Below are 16669 nucleotides of genomic sequence, written 5' to 3' on the forward strand. Positions count from 1 at the left end.
GCACTCTTTCTCGGGTGGAAAATATCTATTTAGCCAGAGTCTATTCATCTATGATATGACTTTGCTCATTATGGACACTGCCGATGCACGCGATAACCCTGCGCCAGATTGAAATCTTCTATGCGGTGATGACCACCGGCAATCTGACCGAGGCCGCTGCGCTGCTGCAAACCTCGCAACCCACCGTCAGCCGTGAACTGGCGCGCTTCGAAAAGCTGATCCAACTGCAATTGTTCGAACGGGTGCGCGGCCGGTTATCCCCGACGGTGCAAGGCCTGCGGCTGTTAGAGGAGGTGCAACGCTCCTATTACGGTCTGGATCGCATCGTCAATGCCGCCGCCGGTATCCGCCAGTTCCAGCAGGCGCAGCTGTCGATTGCCTGCCTGCCGGTGTTCTCGCAGTCACTGCTGCCCGCCGTGTGCAAACCCTTTATCGATCGCTATCCCGAAGTGAGTTTCAGCGTAATACCGCAGGAATCACCGCTGCTGGAGGAGTGGCTGTCGGCGCAGCGTCACGATTTGGGGCTGACGGAAAATACCCTGACCCCGGCGGGAACCGAGCGCATGACGCTGATGACCTTGAACGAGGTCTGCGTGCTGCCGGCCGGGCACCCCATGCTGGCAAAAACGGTACTGACGCCGCAGGACTTTGCCGGGCAAAACTTTATCAGCCTGTCGAATACCGACAGCTATCGTCAACTGCTGGATTCGCTGTTCAGTGAGGAAGGCGTTAACCGCCGTCTGGTGATGGAAACCCACAGCGCCGCGTCGGTCTGCGCCATGGTTAAAGCAGGGGTGGGTGTGTCGATCGTTAACCCGCTGACGGCGCTCGATTACGCCAGTGATGGCCTGCACGTGCGGCCATTCAGCGTTGAAGTGCCCTTTACCGTCAGTCTGATCCGGCCGCTGCACCGCCCATCGTCGGCGCTGGTCACGGCCTTTACTCAGCATTTGCAACAGCAGGCGGAGACACTCCCCGCCCGCCTGGCTGCGGTAATTACACGCTAGCCGGGCGCTTGGCGCGGCTGAAGGTCACCATGCAGAGCAGCAACCCCAGCAGCGCAATCCCCGCAGCGGCCAGCGGTACGCTGGTCAAGCCCAGCCCCTGCGCAATCACCACGCCGCCGACCCAGGCACCAATCGCATTACCGACGTTGAACGCGGCAATGTTCAGCGTAGAGACCAGGTTGGGGGCTTTTTTACCGTAGGTGACCACGTTGATCTGCAGTGCCGGTACGGCGGCAAACGCGGCGGCAGCCCACAGGAACAGGGTGATCTCTGCCGGGACCATCGAATGGCTGGTCCAACTGAACAGCGCGGCGAAACAGGCGATCACCAGGAAGGTACAGGTCAGCGTCAGCGGCAAACGCCAGTCTGCCAGACGGCCGCCCAGGATATTCCCCAGCGTCAGCCCTACCCCCATCAGCAACAGCGTCCAGCTCACCCCATGGGATGAAACGCCGGTCACTTCGGTCAACAATGGCGCAATGTAGGTAAACAGCGCGAACATCGATGCGGCAAAGGCCACGGTCATCAGCAGCGAAAGCCAGATGCCAGCGCCACGCAGCGCCGCCAGTTCTTTTTTCAGGTCGGTTGGTGCCTCGTCCTTCACCGTGGGCAGCTTGCTATACAACGCCAACAGGGAGAACACACCGATCACCGCCACCGCCCAGAACGTCGAGCGCCAGCCCAGTGCCTGCCCCAGCGCGGTACCGAGCGGCACCCCGAGCACGTTAGCCAGCGTCAGGCCCGTAAACATCAACGCCACGGCAGAGGCCCGGCGGTTTGGCGGAACCAGGTTGGCCGCCACCACCGCGCCAATACCAAAGAACGCACCGTGACACAGAGCGGTGATAATGCGCGCCAGCATCAGGAAGTCGTAGCTGTAACCCAGGGCGCACATAATATTGCCGAAGATGAAAATCACCATCAGCAGCAACAGAGTCTTTTTACGCGGTAGTTTCGCCGTCAACAGCGCCATGATCGGTGCGCCGATAGCCACGCCAAGCGCATAGCCACTGATCAACCAGCCGGCAGAAGGAATAGAAACCTGCAGGTCTCTGGCGACCTCAGGCAGCAACCCCATAATCACAAACTCGGTGGTGCCGATAGCAAATGCACTTAATGCCAGTGCGAGCAGAGAAACAGGCATGCGTAACGCTCCCAATTAACAAAGCCCCGGCGTCAGGCGCCCGAGGCCGGTAAAAACACACGAAATTATCGGGCAACCTGACAGGCTGCCCGTGAAAAAGGTCAGAGAGGGTGTTCCAAGAGCTGGGGAAATGTATTTAACCCTATAATTATTAAGTCTTATTCACTCTTTTCACGTTACAGAAATTACACCTCGTCCCACGAGTTAACCAGTGAGAAAGCCAGAGTAGCGCACAAAAAGCCCCCATGAGCCGACTAACCGCTTGAATGCGCTACCGATCAAAAATGTGTGAAAATGTTACTGTCGTGTTAACTATATCAGCGCAGCGTCGCCCGCCAGTCAGCGTCGGTGGCAAACCACTCCACCAAAAAATCCAGCATGGTTCTCAGGGTCGCCGGCATCTGTCGGCGTGAAGTATAAATGCCGTAAATGCCCATCGACTGAGGCCGATACTCCGGCATCAGTTCAATCAGATCACCACTGACCAGCAGCGGTGCCGCCGAATAGTAAGGCTGCATCGAAATACCCGCCCCCTGCGCCGTACCCGCCATCAACACCACCGACTCATTGGCACTCAGGTTGCCGCTGACCGCGACCGCCGACTTCACCCCCTGGTGATCAAAATGCCACAGGCTTTTACCGAAGTAGGAATAGGTCAGGCAGTTGTGTAACGCCAGATCCTGCGGATGACGCGGCGTGCCGTGCGCTGCCAGATAAGCCGGGGAGGCACAAACCACCGAGGCGCAAGAGGATAAAGGCCGGGCGATCAAATTGGGATCCAGCTCGTTGGTAATTCGCAGTGCCAAATCGATACGCTCTTCGACCAGATTCACCGTGCGATTATTCATTTGCAGATCCACCGCGACCTGCGGATGGCGCTTCAGGTATTGGGCTACCGCTCCCACCAACGCCGTCTGGCCCAGGGACTGTGAGCAGGTGATACGCAACAGGCCGCGCAGCTCATCGCTCTGTTCTCCTTCAACCAAATCAATCTCACCCGCCAGCGCCAGCATCTGCCGACAACGCTCCAGCGTGCGCTCACCGGCGTCAGTCAGACTAAGCTTACGGGTAGTGCGATGCAGTAAACGTGCACCTGCCCATTGCTCCATCTGAGCCAGATAGCGCGTCACCATGGCTCGTGACATTTCCAGCGTTTCCGCTGCCGCAATCATGCTGCCACGGTCAACGATGGTGATAAAAACCTCAGCTGCGGTAATGCGATCCATGATTCGTCCGATTTACGCAATGAATAATTGCTCATTATCCGGTTTTTCTATCGCTTTATGCAACCTAACATCTATACAACATTTAATCGCTACCCAAGGACCTCTGCCCATGTTTAACAAATCATTACTGACCCTGGCCTTCGCCGGCATCACTACCTTTAGCGCCTACGCCACTGCGGCTAACACTCTGACCATGGAAGTGTACAACCCAGGTGAGAAAAGCGTTTTCCCGGTGTCCTCTGAAATCATCAGCGGCAAGCACGAAGTGGCACTGATCGACGCCCAGTTCCAGCGTAATGACGCGGAAGAGCTGGTGAAAAAGATCAAGGCGACCGGCAAGAAGCTGACCACCGTTTATATCAGCCATTCAGATCCGGATTTCTACTTCGGTCTGGACGTGATTAAAGCCGCCTTCCCACAGGCAAAAATCATCGCTTCCCCAGGCACCATCGAAGAAATCAACGCCACCAAAGACGGCAAAGTGGCCTACTGGGGCCCAATTCTGAAAGACAACGCACCGAAAGCGGTGGTGGTCCCACAGGCGTTGCAGGGTGACAGCTTTACCGTTGACGGCCAGAAAGTCGAAGTGAAAGGCCTGACCGGTCCAACCCCGGAACGCACCTACGTGTGGATCCCGGCGCTGAAAGCGGTAGTGGGCGGTGTTCCGGTCGCGGGCGACAATATCCATCCGTGGGTCGCCGATAACCAGACCGTTGAATCACGCGCACACTGGCAGCAAACGCTGGAAGGCATCAAGGCATTGAAACCGAAAGTCGTTGTCCCAGGCCATTTCCTGCCGGGTGCCGACCAAACGCTGAAATCCGTTACCTTTACCCAGAACTACCTGACCACGCTGGAGGCTGAACTGCCGAAGGCCAAAGACTCTGCGGAACTGGTGGCGGCAATGAAAAAGCATTACCCGAACCTGAAAGATGAGTCCAGCCTGGAACTGAGCGCCAAGGTGCTGAAAGGCGAAATGAAGTGGCCGCAATAAGCCCATCTAAACACACAGGCTAAGGCGTTACTGCTACCCCGCCCTTGAAAGGGGGCGGGTATAACGAGGAATTATTATGACCGGCACGACTCTGCATTACATTTTCGATCCGCTGTGTGGCTGGTGTTATGGCGCAGCCCCCCTGGTGAAGGCGGCCAAAACCATTCCAGGGCTGAACATCGCCCTGCACGCCGGTGGCATGATGACCGGCAACAACCGCCGCCAAATCACGGACGAATGGCGTAATTATGTGATTCCGCACGACAAGCGTATTGCGGAGTTAACCGGACAGACCTTTGGTGAAGCCTATTTCAATGGGCTGCTGCGTGATACCACGGCGATCATGGATTCTGAGCCGCCGATTACCGCGATTCTGGCCGCTCAGGCGCTGGCGGGACGTGGGCTGGATATGCTGCACCGCATTCAGGAAGCGCATTATCAGGAAGGTCGACGCATCGCCGATACGCCGGTGCTGGAAGCCCTGGCGAAAGAGCTGGGCCTGGCTTCGGCCCCGTTCATCGCCGAGATGCGCTTTAACGCCGGTGCACCGACCGCACAACACATCGCCCAAAGCCGGGCGCTGCTGGCCAAAGTTCAGGGCCAGGGCTTCCCGACCTTCGCACTGGAAGACAGCGAAGGTCAGCTACGCCAGATCCCGGCGGGCAACTATCTGGGTAATGTTGCAGCCTGGAAAGAGTTGTTGAGCGGTGCCGCCACCTGGGCGTAATGCCTGCGACAGTCCCCGGTATTCACGAAATTGAATGTCCGGGGCTGATTATTCGACCCGCACGAAACGCCCTTCCGCCCGTACGTTAAAACCAAAACCGCAGTCACCCTGGGTATGCATTTCCAACGCATCCGCGGTGAATTGCATCGTCACATCACAGGCCATCGCGTCCTCAGGCTCCCGTTGACGGTACAGCGCCTTGCCGTGTTCAATCGGTAATACCTCGGCGAATTCGCCCATATTCGGCCCGTAATACAGCCCCATCTGCGGCATGTAATAGCCAGAGTATTGGATCAGCCAGCGGCCGTTTTGTGGCTTGACCTCCACTTCGCTCCAGACACCACGCCCGGCGTACTGCCAGTAGACGCCAGCCGGTCCGCTCAGCGGCGGCTGTTTCGCCAAACGCTGCTGCAACAGCTTCAGGTTATGCTGGGATTTACTGTCTTGCGGGGCCAGTTCCAGATAGGCACGCGCTTTAAGCAGTTCACCGGCACGCATCAGCGCCAGCGCCACGTTGTTATAGGCCGTGGCGGTCGCCTGACGCTCCAGGCCGCAGAACTCACTCCAGGCGGCCTGATCGCGGAAAATATCGGCGGCTCGCGGGTAATCACCGCGCTGGTAGGCACTTTTCCCGAGTTCGGCATAGCTCGCCACCTTGTGACAATCGGCATCAATATCCGGCTCATCAATCTGTGCCATCGCCTGGCCGCTGGCGAGCGCGCCATAGGCCAACAGCAGGGGAACCCACGCCTTCATCACTCATCCTTTCCGCAGTAAACAAACCCAATTTCGGCGCCAGTATAACCGCCATCCCTCCCGGCTTCACCTCTGACGATCCAACCACAATATTTCAAACGGTTAGCCGCGTTAAAACTGCTTACAGTCAGGGTTTGTTTGTTACCTGTCCCCGGCCCATGCTGAAAAAAATGCAGAATTAACGAGAGCCCATGAACACAAGCCCCACCCCCAAACACGCCGTCTGGCAGTTGATTAAGCCCTTCTGGGTTTCAGAAGAAAAACTGCGGGCCTGGTCGATGTTGATCGCCATCATCGCCCTGTCGCTCGGGCTGGTCTACATCAGCGTGCTGATCAACCAGTGGAACCAGGTGTTCTACGACGCGCTGCAAAACAAGAACTACCCGGTGTTCAAGGCGCAACTGTGGCGCTTTACCTACCTGGCGCTGATCTTTATCGTGCTGGCGGTGTATAAGATTTACCTGACACAGGGCCTGCAAATGCGCTGGCGGCGCTGGATGACCGAAAAGTTTATGGGGAAATGGCTGGCCCATCAGGCCTATTACCACACCGAACAGCAACAGATCGTCGATAACCCGGACCAGCGTATTGCCGAAGATCTCAACGTGCTGACCCAGTACACGCTGTCGCTGTCACTCGGGCTGCTCTCCAGCCTGGTGACGCTGTTTTCGTTTATCACCATTCTCTGGCACGTCAGCGGGCCAATGACCTTTGTTATCCATCAGCATGCCGTCACCCTGCCCGGCTACATGGTGTGGTTCGCCCTGCTGTATGCGGTGCTGGGGTCGCTGTTGATTTGGTGGGTCGGTAAGCCACTGGTGCAGCTCGGCTTTAATCAGGAACGCTACGAGGCGAACTTCCGTTTTGGCCTGATCCGCATCCGTGAAAATAACGATGCTATCGCGCTGTACCACGGTGAACCCCGCGAGGCACAACAGTTGGGCGATCGTTTTGACAGCATTCGGACCAACTGGGGGTCGATCATGCGTATCACCCGTCGACTTAACATTGCCTCCAACTTTTACAGCCAGTTCGCCATTGTCTTCCCGCTGCTGGTGGCGGCACCGCGCTACTTCTCCGGCGCTATCCAGATGGGGGGCATGATGCAGATCGCCTCCGCCTTTGGTCAGGTGCAGGGGGCACTGTCGTGGTTTATCGATGCCTTTAGCGATTTGGCGACCTGGAAAGCCTGCGTTAACCGTCTGGCCGGTTTCAACGCCGCCGTGGATCAGGTGCATCATCAGCAACGAGGCATTCAACTGTTGTCGGAGAACGGCCAGCCGGTGATCCTCGACCACCTCAGCCTGCAATTGCCGGACGGCCAGAGCTTGCTGGAACCGACCTCGATAACGCTGAAACGCGGCGATCGCGTGTTGATCGTTGGCCCGTCCGGCTGTGGCAAATCAACGCTGCTGCGTGCTATCGCCGGTATCTGGCCCTACGGTTCCGGCGCCATCGGCCGGGATGCCGCCAGCAGCAGCTTATTCCTGCCGCAGCGCAGCTATATTCCGATTGGCACATTGCGGGAGGCGCTCAGTTATCCGCATCTCGCGGCGGAATACAGCGATGAACAACTGCTGAAAGTGCTGGAAAATTGCTGTCTGAAACCTCTGCAGCGTTGGCTGGATACCAGCGCCAACTGGAGCCACCGTCTGTCGCCGGGTGAACAACAGCGGCTGGCATTTGCCCGCGCTATTCTGACCCGTCCGGATATTTTGTTCCTCGACGAGGCCACCAGCGCGCTGGACGATGAAACCGAGCAACTGATGTACTGCCTGTTGGTGGATGAACTGCCGCAGGTGACGCTGGTCAGCGTGGCGCACCGCAACAGCGTGGCGAAATATCACCAGAGCTGCTGGCGCTTTAGCCGTACAGAAGAGAATCAACCGGCGCGTATGGCACTTAGCCCACTGCCGCTCGCCAGTTGATCAACCGGGCGCTGCTCCCCTGGCAGCGCCCGGTTTCCCTCAAATACCGTCCGTCTGCACGTCCTCACATTTTACCCGGCGTCTCTCGTGCCACAGGCTGGTCAACCCACGCTTGCCACACGCCAGCGCCAGTTCGCGGAATTCATCCAGGCTCAGCCCATCCCGTTCCAGCATCATCTCCGCCACCAACTGCATATTAACGCCCGTCAGTACCTCGCAATGCCCTTGCGCATCCGCCAACTCGCTGGCACAGCGAAACGGTGAACCGCCGAGCATATCGGTAAGAAACACCACGCCGTCCGGCTGTGCCACCTCGGCCAATGCCGAGATCAACGCGGCCTTTAACTCTGCGGTACTCATCTGTTCGGGAAAATTGACCGCAACGCAGTACGGCTGCGGCCCCACTACCTGTTCAACCGCCTGCAACAGCCCACTGGCGAAGCCGCCGTGGCCGGTAATCACAATGCCTGGCATAAGCCTTTCCTCACAGTAAACCGATAAACTTGCCCACCACCCCAATCACCACCGTCACGCCAATCAGTTTTACCGGTGAGAAGCCGCGCTTCATCAGGAAGAAAATCAGCAGCGTAAAGCACAGCGGCAACAGGTTGGGCATCAGCTTGTCCAGCACGTCGGTCTGTAGCGCCACACTGGCCTTGCCGGCATGCATCACCAGCGGGGTAGAAAGATGTACATAGGAGGCCACCAGCGCGCCGATCACCGTCATACCGACAATCGAGGCGGCGTGGGATATTCGTCGGGTATGGGTTTTCAGCAGCGCCAGCGCGCTGGTACCGGCCTGATAACCATAGTGAGCCAACCCGAAACGCAGGCCGAAATGGAACACGTTAAACAGCAGCAGGAAGACGATCGGCCCGAACAGGCTTCCCTCCAGCGCCAGCGAAGCACCAATCCCGGCGCAGATCGGCAACAGCGTCAGCCAAAACAGCGCATCGCCGATGCCCCCCAGCGGGCCCATCAGTGCCACTTTGACCGCACGGATGGTGGAGATCTTCTCTTTGTTTTGCTCCATCGCCAGCACCAACCCGGAAAGGAAGGTGACGTCAAACGGATGCACATTGATAAACTCCATGTGCATTTTCATCGAATTGGAAAGATCCTGCGGATTACGGTGGATCTTGCGCAAAGCGGGGATCAACTGATACAGCCAGCCGCCGGCCTGCATGCGTTCATAGTTGAACGATGCCTGCAGCAACAATGAGCGCCAGGCCATACGGTTGATGTCACCGCGGGTCAAGGCCTCGGCGGGCTGGCTGTCGAGGTAGTCGTCCTGCTCCACCTGACTGGTGGCCAGCGCCTGCGCCATACGTTTTTCCGCTTTTTGCGCCAGCAGATCGTCAGAATCATTAAATGCCATCTTCAGCATCCTCCTGGGGTACAGGTTGTTTGAGCGGGTCCGCACCGGCCCGCTGACTGTTAAAGAAATCGATCAGGGCGATCGCCAGCGCGCCCAGCGCCACGGCCAGGATCGGCAATTTCAGGAAGGTGACGGAAATAAAGCCGAGGATGAAGTAGGCCACGTAGGTTTTTTTCATCATCACTTTCATCAGCAGCGAGAAACCAATCGCCGGCATCATGCCACCCGCCACGGCCAGGCCGTCCAACAGCCAGACCGGGGCCTTTTGCACCATGGCGCTGGCCGCGTCGGCACCGAAATAAATCGGCAGAAACGCCACCACAAAATAGAACGCGAACAGGATGGTGATACCGAGATAGTTCACCCGTTCGATACCGCGCCAGTTCAGCTCTTTCACCATGCGATCGCAGCGATGCATCATCGGTGAAAACAGGGTGAACAACAGCGTGATACAGCCCTGTACCGCAATCGAAAACGGTACCGCCACGCCAATCGCCACCTTGGGATCGGCCTTGGTCAGAATGGCAAACGCCGTACCAATCACCCCGCCAATCACCACGTTAGGCGGCTGAGCCCCCGCCAGCGGCACCATGCCCATCCACACCAGTTCCAGCGTGCCGCCCACCAACAGGCCGGTGTAGACATCCCCCAGGATCAGGCCGACCAGCGGCCCCAGTACCACCGGACGGTGGAAGTGGGTCAGGCCGTCGAACAAGTCGACCCCCGCCAATCCGGCCAGCAGTGCAATCAATAACGCATCAGTCAACATGGTTTCCCCCGAACTCAAAACAGCAGTTTGCCGATCGCCTCACCCGCTTCATCCGGCACCCGGCGTACCTCACATTCGACGCCCAGCGCCGCCAGCTCGCGAAAGGCAACCACGTCACCGTCATCCAGCGAGACCGTTTTATGCACCTGCCGCTTCCCCTCGGTAAAATGCATGTTGCCGACGTTGACGAAACGGATCGGCACCCCGCCCTGCACCAGCCGCAAAACATCCTGCGGCGTTTTGCACACCAAAAAGATCTTCTGTCGATCTGCCGCTTTGTGGATCACATCGATGGTTTTCTGCAGCGTGAAGTAGCGCGTCTGCACCCCCTCCGCCACCACCATGTCCATCAGGTTTTGCTGTACCGGATCGGCCGCCGCTTCGTCATTGGCAACCACCACCAGATTGGCTCCCAGGGTGTTGGTCCAGGTGACGCCGACCTGGCCGTGCACCAGTCGGTTATCGATACGGGTCATCAAGATATTCGGCATTTCAATGCACCTCCGGATAGCAGGCGGCGTGATAGTCATCGAGTACCTGCGTCACTTTGTGCATCACCCAATCCTGTGGATCGTCGCTCAGTTCACCGGCATTCATCGCACGCGCCTGATCGGGCAGATACTGGCTTAGCAACGCCAGCGGCACCGGATTGCGACGCAGGTTGTCGATCAGGCTCTCTACCGCCTGCTGGACCTGTGGCTGCGGCCAGTAGTAACGCACCCGGTCACTCAGGCTGTAGTGGCGATCAAGATATTGTTGATGTGGATTGCCGTGGTAATAGCGGCTCCACTGCTGCGGTTGCTCGCGCATCACCTGTTCCAGCGTGGCGCACAGCTGTGCCGACTGATGCTCACCCAGCCATTCTCTTTCGATATGATCCAGGGCAAACAGGGCTTCACGCAGGGCAAAGGTCAGCGCCGGGCCGACTTTCAGGATGGCGAAATGGTCGCCCACCAGTTGCCGGTAGGCCTGTGGGGGTTGGTAATCCGTTGAGTGCGCTTCGTAGACCATTCCCGGTTGCCGTTCGATAAAACGACTCAGTTCATGGGCCCGCTGTGGCTGATAGTGTTCCACGCTGTGATGATCAAACTCCACGCCCGGCTGTACCACCAGCGCAATAGTCCGCGTCCAGGCATCAACCAGCTCCGCCCGCTGCCAGGCCAGGCGATGCACCTCAAGGGTTTGCTGTACTGCCTGCGGTGTGGTGACCTGCATGCCTTCCAGCGCCTCCTGCGCGCCACCCGGTACCGGCACTTCGGTACCTATGACATATACCGGTGGCTCACCGCCGCTTGCCTGCCAGGCGCGCTCCGCCACGGCACACAGCCGCGCAGCGCGAACGGCCACGGTTTCATCATTCAGTGGGAAGGGATCGCCGACGCAGGACATCGAGCAATCGAGGTGAATTTTGCGAAAGCCGGCGCGGACATAATCGTCGATCAGCGTTTCTGCCAGCTGCATCGCCTCTTCCGCCGGTCGATCCTGCCAGGCATTGGGACCGAGATGGTCACCTCCCAACCACAGACGATCGCGCGCCAGCCCCACTTCATCCGCCAGTTGCCACAGCGCATCGCGGAACTGCTGCGCCGTCTGGCCGGTGTAACCGCCAAACTGATTGACCTGATTCGAGGTGGCCTCAACCAGCACCGGTGTGCCGCGCGCTTTGGCCTGCCGCAGGGCCGCTTTCAGCACCCAGGGGTGAGCGGAACAAACGGAAAATACCCCAACCGGTTTTCCGGCCTTGTGCTGCTCAATAAGCTGTAACAACTGCTGCATGAATCCCCCACGCAGGCGCCGTACTACCGATCGGCGATGACAACCTCCACGCCCAACTCGGTTAACGCCCGCTCGTAATCGTCCGGAAGAAGGCTGTCGGTAATCAGCCGATGAATTTGTCCGGCTTCGCGAATCATGCAAAAGCTCTTGCGACCAAACTTGCTGGCATCCGCCACGGCGATAATTTCGCGCGCCACCTCGCACATCACGCGATTGAGGTGTGCCTCACCGGGGTGAGGCGTGGTGATACCGGCAACCAGATCGAAACCGTCGACCCCCAAAAACAGCTTGTCGAAACGGTACTGGCGCAATTGCTGCTCGGCAGCCGGACCGTAGAGCGAGTAGGAGTTGCGGCGCACGCTGCCCCCCAGCACCATCACCTCTGCCCCATCGTTACCTGAAAGCTCATAAGCAATGTTCAGCGCATTGGTCATCACCACCAGATCGCGTCGTCCTTTGAGGAACGGCACTATCTGGGTGGTGGTGGAACCGGAATCGAGGATCAGCGCATCACCATCGCGCACATAGCTGGCCGCTACACTGGCGATCTGCGACTTCACATCGCGGTTTAACCGCCCCTTGTCATGCAACGGGCGATCGAAGGCGAATTGCTGATTGAGCATCGCGCCGCCATAGGCTCGTAGCGCACACCCTTTTCGTTCCAGAAAGCGCAGATCGTTGCGGATCGTCACCGTGGATACTGCAAACTGTTTGCTGAGCTGCTCCACGCGCACGCTGCCGTGCTCGCATAACAGATCGATAATGTGTTCACGTCGCTTTGCGGTATTCACTGGCATGAGCTGCGGTCCTCAGGTTTCCGGCCGGGCCGGGGAGAAGATGGCTTTCGCTCTACTGCGCTGGCATTACAGCAAAGCGAAGGCAATGAAATTGTGATCGGGGTTACAGCGCTGTTTTAGCAGAAAAAGAGGTTAAAAACCTTTCGGATCGAAATGAAATGAAAATATTGAGAAGCAGTGAAAGGCAAAGTGAAATCTCAGCGCAGGCGCAGCTGCCGGGCTGAGGAGCCCGAAGTACAGCAGAAAACGAAAGGGGTAACACAGCGGCCCGGCTGGCTGACTTTTAGTTCATCAGGTGATCGGGATCACATAATAACAATTATGCCTCTCCGGCATCCCGCCGCCGACGCCTGAATGGGGCAGGTTCCGCTTAACCACCCTCTTGTCAGATCAGGGGTTCTTCCCTACACTTGCGCGCAGATATCGGCCCCCTGCCGGTACGTAAGCGTTAACGTCAATCAACGCATCATGCCGTGCAGTATTGATTGACTGCATGCCCTGGTGCGAGGAACTGATGCCCCAATCCGCTTTATCCCCAACGCCTGCCGCCAACAAGCGCAGCCGTTTACGCCACCCGCTGTTACTGATCACCGGCATTATGCTGGTTGCGGCCAATCTGCGCGCCGCATTGACCAGCGTGGGCCCATTGCTGGAACAGATCCAGCAGCAGTTGTCGCTGTCTGCCACCTCGGCCGGCCTGCTTAACTCACTGCCGCTGATCCTGTTTGCCGTGCTGTCACCAGTGACCCCCAGCCTGGCCAAACGTATGGGTATTGAACGTACGCTGGGTATGGCGCTGTTACTGTTGATTGGTGGCATTGTGCTGCGCTCTCTGCCGCAAACCAGCATGCTGTGGCTGGGCACGGTATTGATCGGCGCTGCCATTGCATTTGCCAACGTCGTATTGCCGACGCTGGTAAAACGCGACTTCCCAAGCCGTGCCGCCGCCATGATTGCCGGTTATGCGGCGGTGATGTCACTGGTGGCCGCCACGGCCTCCGGTCTGGCGGTGCCACTGGCGGAGTTGAATAATCTTGGTTGGCGTTTTTCCCTGCTGTGCTGGAGCCTGCCAGCCCTGTTGGCGCTGATGGTCTGGCTGCCGCAACTGCGCCGCCCCGCGGCTTCGGCAACGGCTGATACCTCGGCGCTTCAACCTGCGCCGTCCCGTTCTCCCTGGGGTAGTGCACTCGGCTGGCAGGTGGCTTTATTTATGGGCTTACAGTCCATCACCTTCTACACCATTATCGGCTGGTTCAGTGCCTTTGCCGCCAGCCACGGCACCTCGCCACAACAGGCGGGTTTTGAGCTGTTTATCTATCAGGTGGTGGCGATCGCCGCCAACTTTGTCATGGTGTTTATTCTGCCGCGCGCACGCGATCAGCGGGCTATCGCATTGTGCAGTTCATTGCTGATTTTTACCGGCGTCGCCGGTTTGCTGTTGATGCCGGCCAACTCGCTGGTGTGGTTGATTTTTGCCGGGCTGGGGGCGGGAAGTTCTTTGGTGCTGGCGCTGTCCTTCTTTGGTCTGCGCAGCAGCCACCATCATCAGGCCACACAACTGTCGGGCATGGCGCAATCGGTAGGTTACTTGCTGGCGGCACTGGGGCCCACGCTGTTCGGTCTGTTACACGATCTGACTCAGGGCTGGCGGTTGCCGCTGGCCATTCTGTTGGCCCTGACGCTGCTGCAAATGCTGTTCGGCATTCTGGCCGGGCGTAATCGGGTTATTCGTTAACTGTGGGGCGGGCGGGTCGCTCTGCGGCATATTCTGCCGCGTCGTCCTGCCAGAGGTCGTTAATAAAATCCTGCTGTTCGGGCGTCAACTGCCAGGAAGGGGGGATCTTGACCGGGCTATCATCCCGGGCGCCCCCCATGTTCTTTACGCGCTTCTTGTCCATCAATAGGTTCCTAAATAAACAGCCAATAAATCACGCTGGCGACGGCCAGCCAAAATACTCCGCAGCCGATAAATACGCACAACCAAGCTTTACGTTTGATATCCACGCCATCCTTGCTTATCACAGCCGCCTCTACTAATAGATTAAACTAATCAAAATGCAATTATTGATCTATTTAAACGATCAATAAAGAAGTTTGTTCCTATAGATATTTATAAAAGTTCTGCTAGCCATGTGCCTAAAGTCAGGTATACAGCTGAAAGACATCAGTATTTGTCAGGTCTTTGGCGATGGATCCAGGCTCAATGAAGGGATAAGGAAGCAGTGTGTCACAAGCGGATTGATCAAAATTAAACCGCCAGTACATAAACGAAAAATCAATTAATTGACTTTTCTTAAGCGAAATTGGCAATGAATCAGGCTGAGTGGGGATGTGGAAATGAATGGATATGCTGGCGTCGCGGATAGCACCGTGCAAACAGGAGGTATCACCCAGCCCCTTAGCGAGGTCTGGGTGAAATTAATCAGTCAATTTGTGAAACGGAATCCTTGCTGGCACGTTCACGATCGCTGCCGGTCAATTCACTGAGCTGCCCATCGCGCATTTGCAGTAGCCGATCGGCATGCTCGAAGTAATGGTCGTCATGGCTGATGGCAAACACCGTTTTACCCAATGCACGTAACTGCGGCAGCAGTTCACGGTAGAAGGTTCGGCGAAATTGTGGGTCCTGATCCGCAGCCCATTCGTCCAACAGCAAAATATCTCGTTTTTCCGCCACCGCCAGCAGCAGTGCCAGGCGTTTGCGCTGCCCCTGCGACAGCTGTGGATTGGTCACCCGCAGGCCGTCAAACTGCAGTTTGCTCTTCATGTTCAAACGGTTAAGCCAGCTTTCCACCAGTTCGGCGTCCGGCTGTTCACCCTCAGGCCCCTGTAAATGATGAAACGGGTGAAAATCGGTAAAAATGGCGGAGAACAAACGGCGATAGTCAGGCATATCGATCGGAGTTTGTGGCACACCATCCAGCAAAATCTGCCCGCTGACCGGCTGATACAACCCGGTCAACAGCATCGCCAGCGTTGATTTACCGCTGCCGTTGCCACCAATCAGAAATACCAGTTCGCCACGGTGCAGCGTCAGGTTGAGCGGCCCGACGGCGAAACCGGTTTTTTGCTCCGTAGCACCATAGTGGAATACCACATCACGCAGTTCCAGAGTTTGCCAGGCTTTGGCTGCCACCGCGGGGAACCCGGGTTGATAATCGGCCAACCGCAGGGCTTTGACCTTGCCGAAGGCCACTTCGGCACCAATCAGCGTCGGGAACGCCCCCACCGCCTGCAACAGCGGGGTTCGCAGGAACAATAATGTCAGTGAATAGGTTGCCGCGACCGGGGTATCGGCCCAGCCCAGGCTGTTGGCCATATAGAACACCAGGCCAATTGCGCCCAACATCATGATATTCGACCAGTTCACCGCGCTGAGATGGTAAGTATCGGCACGGATAATATGGTGCCGATAATCTTCGGCATCCGGCTGATAGGCCTGCTGATACAGCGCTTTGGCACGATCGCGGTTCAGCGCCAGCTCTTTGCGGCCGTCAATCGCCGATTGGTAGTGTTCATAAAGGCGCTCTTCAGCCTCACGTACGCTGGTCAGATGACGATACACGCGCGATACCAGACACCCGCTGCCAAATACCGTCACCGCCACCCAAACGGCTGTCACCGCCAGCATCTGTGGCGACAACCAGCCCAGATAGGCTGCCGACCCCAGGGTCAGAACCACACCTTGCACCAGCTCCGGCAGGCGAACAAAGGCAATGGTGATATTGCGAATATCACTGGCCAGGCTCGCCAACAGCGAAGCGCTGCCCAGTTGCTCTATCCGTTCGATATGAGTATCCAGGATCTGCTTCACCAGTTGGCCGCGCAGCCGGAACACAAAATGATGGCCGAGCGTCGTCAGCGCCAGCTGTGAGCCGAGCGTGACCGCCATCAGCAACGCCAGTAGCCCGAGGAACTCCGGCAACACGGCCAGAGGATTGCCCGCCACCGCCATCAGCCGCAAATTGATAAAGGCGATGATGCCTATGCCCAACGCCGCACTGACCATGGTCAACGCCATGACCGCCAGAAACGGCCAGCGATACTGGTGGTAAACCACCCGTAGCAACTCCATGAAGAACCCTTAGCCTGAAATCTTGAGATGGCAGGCATTGTAAGCGGCCAAAAAGTGATATCAATAACAATTCTCATATTGTCGCCGGCGAT

17 protein-coding genes are annotated in these 16669 nt (G+C 57.5%); 5 read left to right on the forward strand and 12 right to left on the reverse strand.

Annotated features, from left to right (window positions below):
• Positions 1-83 precede the first annotated feature (83 nt).
• A complete protein-coding gene (locus tag NHG65_RS20960; RefSeq protein WP_261428287.1) occupies positions 84-1007 on the forward strand; it encodes a LysR family transcriptional regulator in 924 nt (307 codons plus the stop codon).
• On the opposite strand, the gene NHG65_RS20965 is transcribed toward NHG65_RS20960, so the two are convergent.
• Together NHG65_RS20965 and NHG65_RS20970 are read right to left on the reverse strand one after the other, a co-directional pair.
• Entirely contained in the window at positions 997-2151 is a 1155-nt protein-coding gene (locus NHG65_RS20965; RefSeq protein ID WP_099063793.1) for an MFS transporter, read from the reverse strand. The genes NHG65_RS20960 and NHG65_RS20965 overlap by 11 nt on opposite strands.
• A 317-nt stretch (positions 2152-2468) precedes the next feature.
• The gene (locus tag NHG65_RS20970; RefSeq protein ID WP_207979400.1) at positions 2469-3377 is read right to left on the reverse strand and encodes a LysR family transcriptional regulator; all 909 of its coding nucleotides are present in this window, start codon (positions 3375-3377) and stop codon (positions 2469-2471) included.
• 109 nt (positions 3378-3486) lie between these two features.
• On the opposite strand from NHG65_RS20970, the gene NHG65_RS20975 reads away from it, so the two are divergent.
• Positions 3487-4371, forward strand: coding sequence for an MBL fold metallo-hydrolase (locus NHG65_RS20975; RefSeq protein ID WP_112347253.1), 885 nt, complete (start codon positions 3487-3489; stop codon positions 4369-4371).
• A 76-nt stretch (positions 4372-4447) separates the two neighbouring features.
• Complete coding sequence (locus NHG65_RS20980; RefSeq protein ID WP_099063795.1) at positions 4448-5098, forward strand: DsbA family protein; 651 nt, start codon at positions 4448-4450, stop codon at positions 5096-5098.
• Positions 5099-5146: 48 nt separating this feature from the next.
• Here NHG65_RS20980 and NHG65_RS20985 read toward each other — a convergent pair whose 3' ends face one another.
• Positions 5147-5854, reverse strand: coding sequence for a tetratricopeptide repeat protein (locus tag NHG65_RS20985; RefSeq protein ID WP_499182625.1), 708 nt, complete (start codon positions 5852-5854; stop codon positions 5147-5149).
• A 191-nt stretch (positions 5855-6045) separates the two neighbouring features.
• On the opposite strand from NHG65_RS20985, the gene NHG65_RS20990 reads away from it, so the two are divergent.
• On the forward strand, positions 6046-7782 hold the full coding sequence (locus NHG65_RS20990) for an ABC transporter ATP-binding protein/permease (RefSeq protein WP_207979402.1): 1737 nt from the start codon (positions 6046-6048) through the stop codon (positions 7780-7782).
• 39 nt (positions 7783-7821) lie between these two features.
• Here NHG65_RS20990 and agaF read toward each other — a convergent pair whose 3' ends face one another.
• Genes agaF through agaR form a run of 6 tightly spaced genes read right to left on the reverse strand, consistent with a single transcriptional unit; the run spans position 7822 to position 12502 of the window.
• Positions 7822-8256: a PTS galactosamine/N-acetylgalactosamine transporter subunit IIA gene (gene agaF, locus NHG65_RS20995; protein WP_112347257.1), complete on the reverse strand. Its 435-nt coding sequence runs from the start codon at positions 8254-8256 to the stop codon at positions 7822-7824.
• A gap of 10 nt (positions 8257-8266) precedes the next feature.
• Positions 8267-9160 carry a PTS system mannose/fructose/sorbose family transporter subunit IID gene (locus NHG65_RS21000; RefSeq protein ID WP_085118639.1) on the reverse strand — a complete coding sequence of 298 codons (894 nt, stop codon included), beginning with the start codon at positions 9158-9160 and terminating at the stop codon, positions 8267-8269.
• Positions 9150-9929 (reverse strand): PTS N-acetylgalactosamine transporter subunit IIC, encoded by a 780-nt coding sequence (gene agaW, locus NHG65_RS21005; RefSeq protein WP_085118640.1) that lies wholly within the window; start codon positions 9927-9929, stop codon positions 9150-9152. Before agaW ends, NHG65_RS21000 begins: the two co-directional genes overlap by 11 nt.
• Positions 9930-9943: 14 nt before the next feature.
• Positions 9944-10420: a PTS N-acetylgalactosamine transporter subunit IIB gene (agaV, locus tag NHG65_RS21010; RefSeq protein WP_489844794.1), complete on the reverse strand. Its 477-nt coding sequence runs from the start codon at positions 10418-10420 to the stop codon at positions 9944-9946.
• A gap of 1 nt (position 10421) precedes the next feature.
• Entirely contained in the window at positions 10422-11705 is a 1284-nt protein-coding gene (locus tag NHG65_RS21015) for a D-tagatose-bisphosphate aldolase, class II, non-catalytic subunit (RefSeq protein WP_099063801.1), read from the reverse strand.
• Positions 11706-11728: 23 nt separating this feature from the next.
• Positions 11729-12502 (reverse strand): transcriptional repressor AgaR, encoded by a 774-nt coding sequence (gene agaR / locus NHG65_RS21020; RefSeq protein WP_085118645.1) that lies wholly within the window; start codon positions 12500-12502, stop codon positions 11729-11731.
• Positions 12503-13016: 514 nt separating this feature from the next.
• On the opposite strand from agaR, the gene NHG65_RS21025 reads away from it, so the two are divergent.
• On the forward strand, positions 13017-14237 hold the full coding sequence (locus tag NHG65_RS21025; RefSeq protein ID WP_099063802.1) for a CynX/NimT family MFS transporter: 1221 nt from the start codon (positions 13017-13019) through the stop codon (positions 14235-14237).
• Here the strand turns inward: NHG65_RS21025 and NHG65_RS21030 are convergent.
• The 3 genes from NHG65_RS21030 to NHG65_RS21040 all read right to left on the reverse strand — a co-directional run bounded on the left by NHG65_RS21030 (position 14227) and on the right by NHG65_RS21040 (position 16577).
• Positions 14227-14400, reverse strand: coding sequence for a YciX family protein (locus tag NHG65_RS21030; RefSeq protein ID WP_198404445.1), 174 nt, complete (start codon positions 14398-14400; stop codon positions 14227-14229). The two genes, NHG65_RS21025 and NHG65_RS21030, sit on opposite strands and share 11 nt — an antisense overlap.
• 10 nt (positions 14401-14410) lie before the next feature.
• Positions 14411-14524 (reverse strand): YmiA family putative membrane protein, encoded by a 114-nt coding sequence (locus NHG65_RS21035; RefSeq protein ID WP_499182626.1) that lies wholly within the window; start codon positions 14522-14524, stop codon positions 14411-14413.
• A 400-nt stretch (positions 14525-14924) separates the two neighbouring features.
• Complete coding sequence (locus tag NHG65_RS21040) at positions 14925-16577, reverse strand: multidrug ABC transporter permease/ATP-binding protein (RefSeq protein ID WP_283603814.1); 1653 nt, start codon at positions 16575-16577, stop codon at positions 14925-14927.
• Positions 16578-16669 lie beyond the last annotated feature (92 nt).

It is taken from the genome of Serratia myotis, assembly GCF_027474885.1.
In the GTDB taxonomy this organism is placed as follows: Bacteria; Pseudomonadota; Gammaproteobacteria; order Enterobacterales; family Enterobacteriaceae; genus Serratia; species Serratia proteamaculans.

What these genes read in the sequence shown, in the direction of transcription:
- NHG65_RS20990 (WP_207979402.1), top strand. Translation starts at nt 6,046, where the DNA reads ATGAACACAAGCCCCACCCCCAAACACGCCGTCTGGCAGTTGATTAAG.
- NHG65_RS21030 (WP_198404445.1), bottom strand. Translation starts at nt 14,400, where the DNA reads ATGGACAAGAAGCGCGTAAAGAACATGGGGGGCGCCCGGGATGATAGC.
- NHG65_RS20975 (WP_112347253.1), top strand. Translation starts at nt 3,487, where the DNA reads ATGTTTAACAAATCATTACTGACCCTGGCCTTCGCCGGCATCACTACC.
- NHG65_RS21040 (WP_283603814.1), bottom strand. Translation starts at nt 16,577, where the DNA reads ATGGAGTTGCTACGGGTGGTTTACCACCAGTATCGCTGGCCGTTTCTG.
- agaW (WP_085118640.1), bottom strand. Translation starts at nt 9,929, where the DNA reads ATGTTGACTGATGCGTTATTGATTGCACTGCTGGCCGGATTGGCGGGG.
- NHG65_RS20965 (WP_099063793.1), bottom strand. Translation starts at nt 2,151, where the DNA reads ATGCCTGTTTCTCTGCTCGCACTGGCATTAAGTGCATTTGCTATCGGC.
- NHG65_RS21015 (WP_099063801.1), bottom strand. Translation starts at nt 11,705, where the DNA reads ATGCAGCAGTTGTTACAGCTTATTGAGCAGCACAAGGCCGGAAAACCG.
- NHG65_RS20980 (WP_099063795.1), top strand. Translation starts at nt 4,448, where the DNA reads ATGACCGGCACGACTCTGCATTACATTTTCGATCCGCTGTGTGGCTGG.
- NHG65_RS21000 (WP_085118639.1), bottom strand. Translation starts at nt 9,160, where the DNA reads ATGGCATTTAATGATTCTGACGATCTGCTGGCGCAAAAAGCGGAAAAA.
- NHG65_RS20985 (WP_499182625.1), bottom strand. Translation starts at nt 5,854, where the DNA reads ATGAAGGCGTGGGTTCCCCTGCTGTTGGCCTATGGCGCGCTCGCCAGC.
- NHG65_RS21025 (WP_099063802.1), top strand. Translation starts at nt 13,017, where the DNA reads ATGCCCCAATCCGCTTTATCCCCAACGCCTGCCGCCAACAAGCGCAGC.
- agaV (WP_489844794.1), bottom strand. Translation starts at nt 10,420, where the DNA reads ATGCCGAATATCTTGATGACCCGTATCGATAACCGACTGGTGCACGGC.
- agaR (WP_085118645.1), bottom strand. Translation starts at nt 12,502, where the DNA reads ATGCCAGTGAATACCGCAAAGCGACGTGAACACATTATCGATCTGTTA.
- NHG65_RS20970 (WP_207979400.1), bottom strand. Translation starts at nt 3,377, where the DNA reads ATGGATCGCATTACCGCAGCTGAGGTTTTTATCACCATCGTTGACCGT.
- agaF (WP_112347257.1), bottom strand. Translation starts at nt 8,256, where the DNA reads ATGCCAGGCATTGTGATTACCGGCCACGGCGGCTTCGCCAGTGGGCTG.
- NHG65_RS20960 (WP_261428287.1), top strand. Translation starts at nt 84, where the DNA reads ATGCACGCGATAACCCTGCGCCAGATTGAAATCTTCTATGCGGTGATG.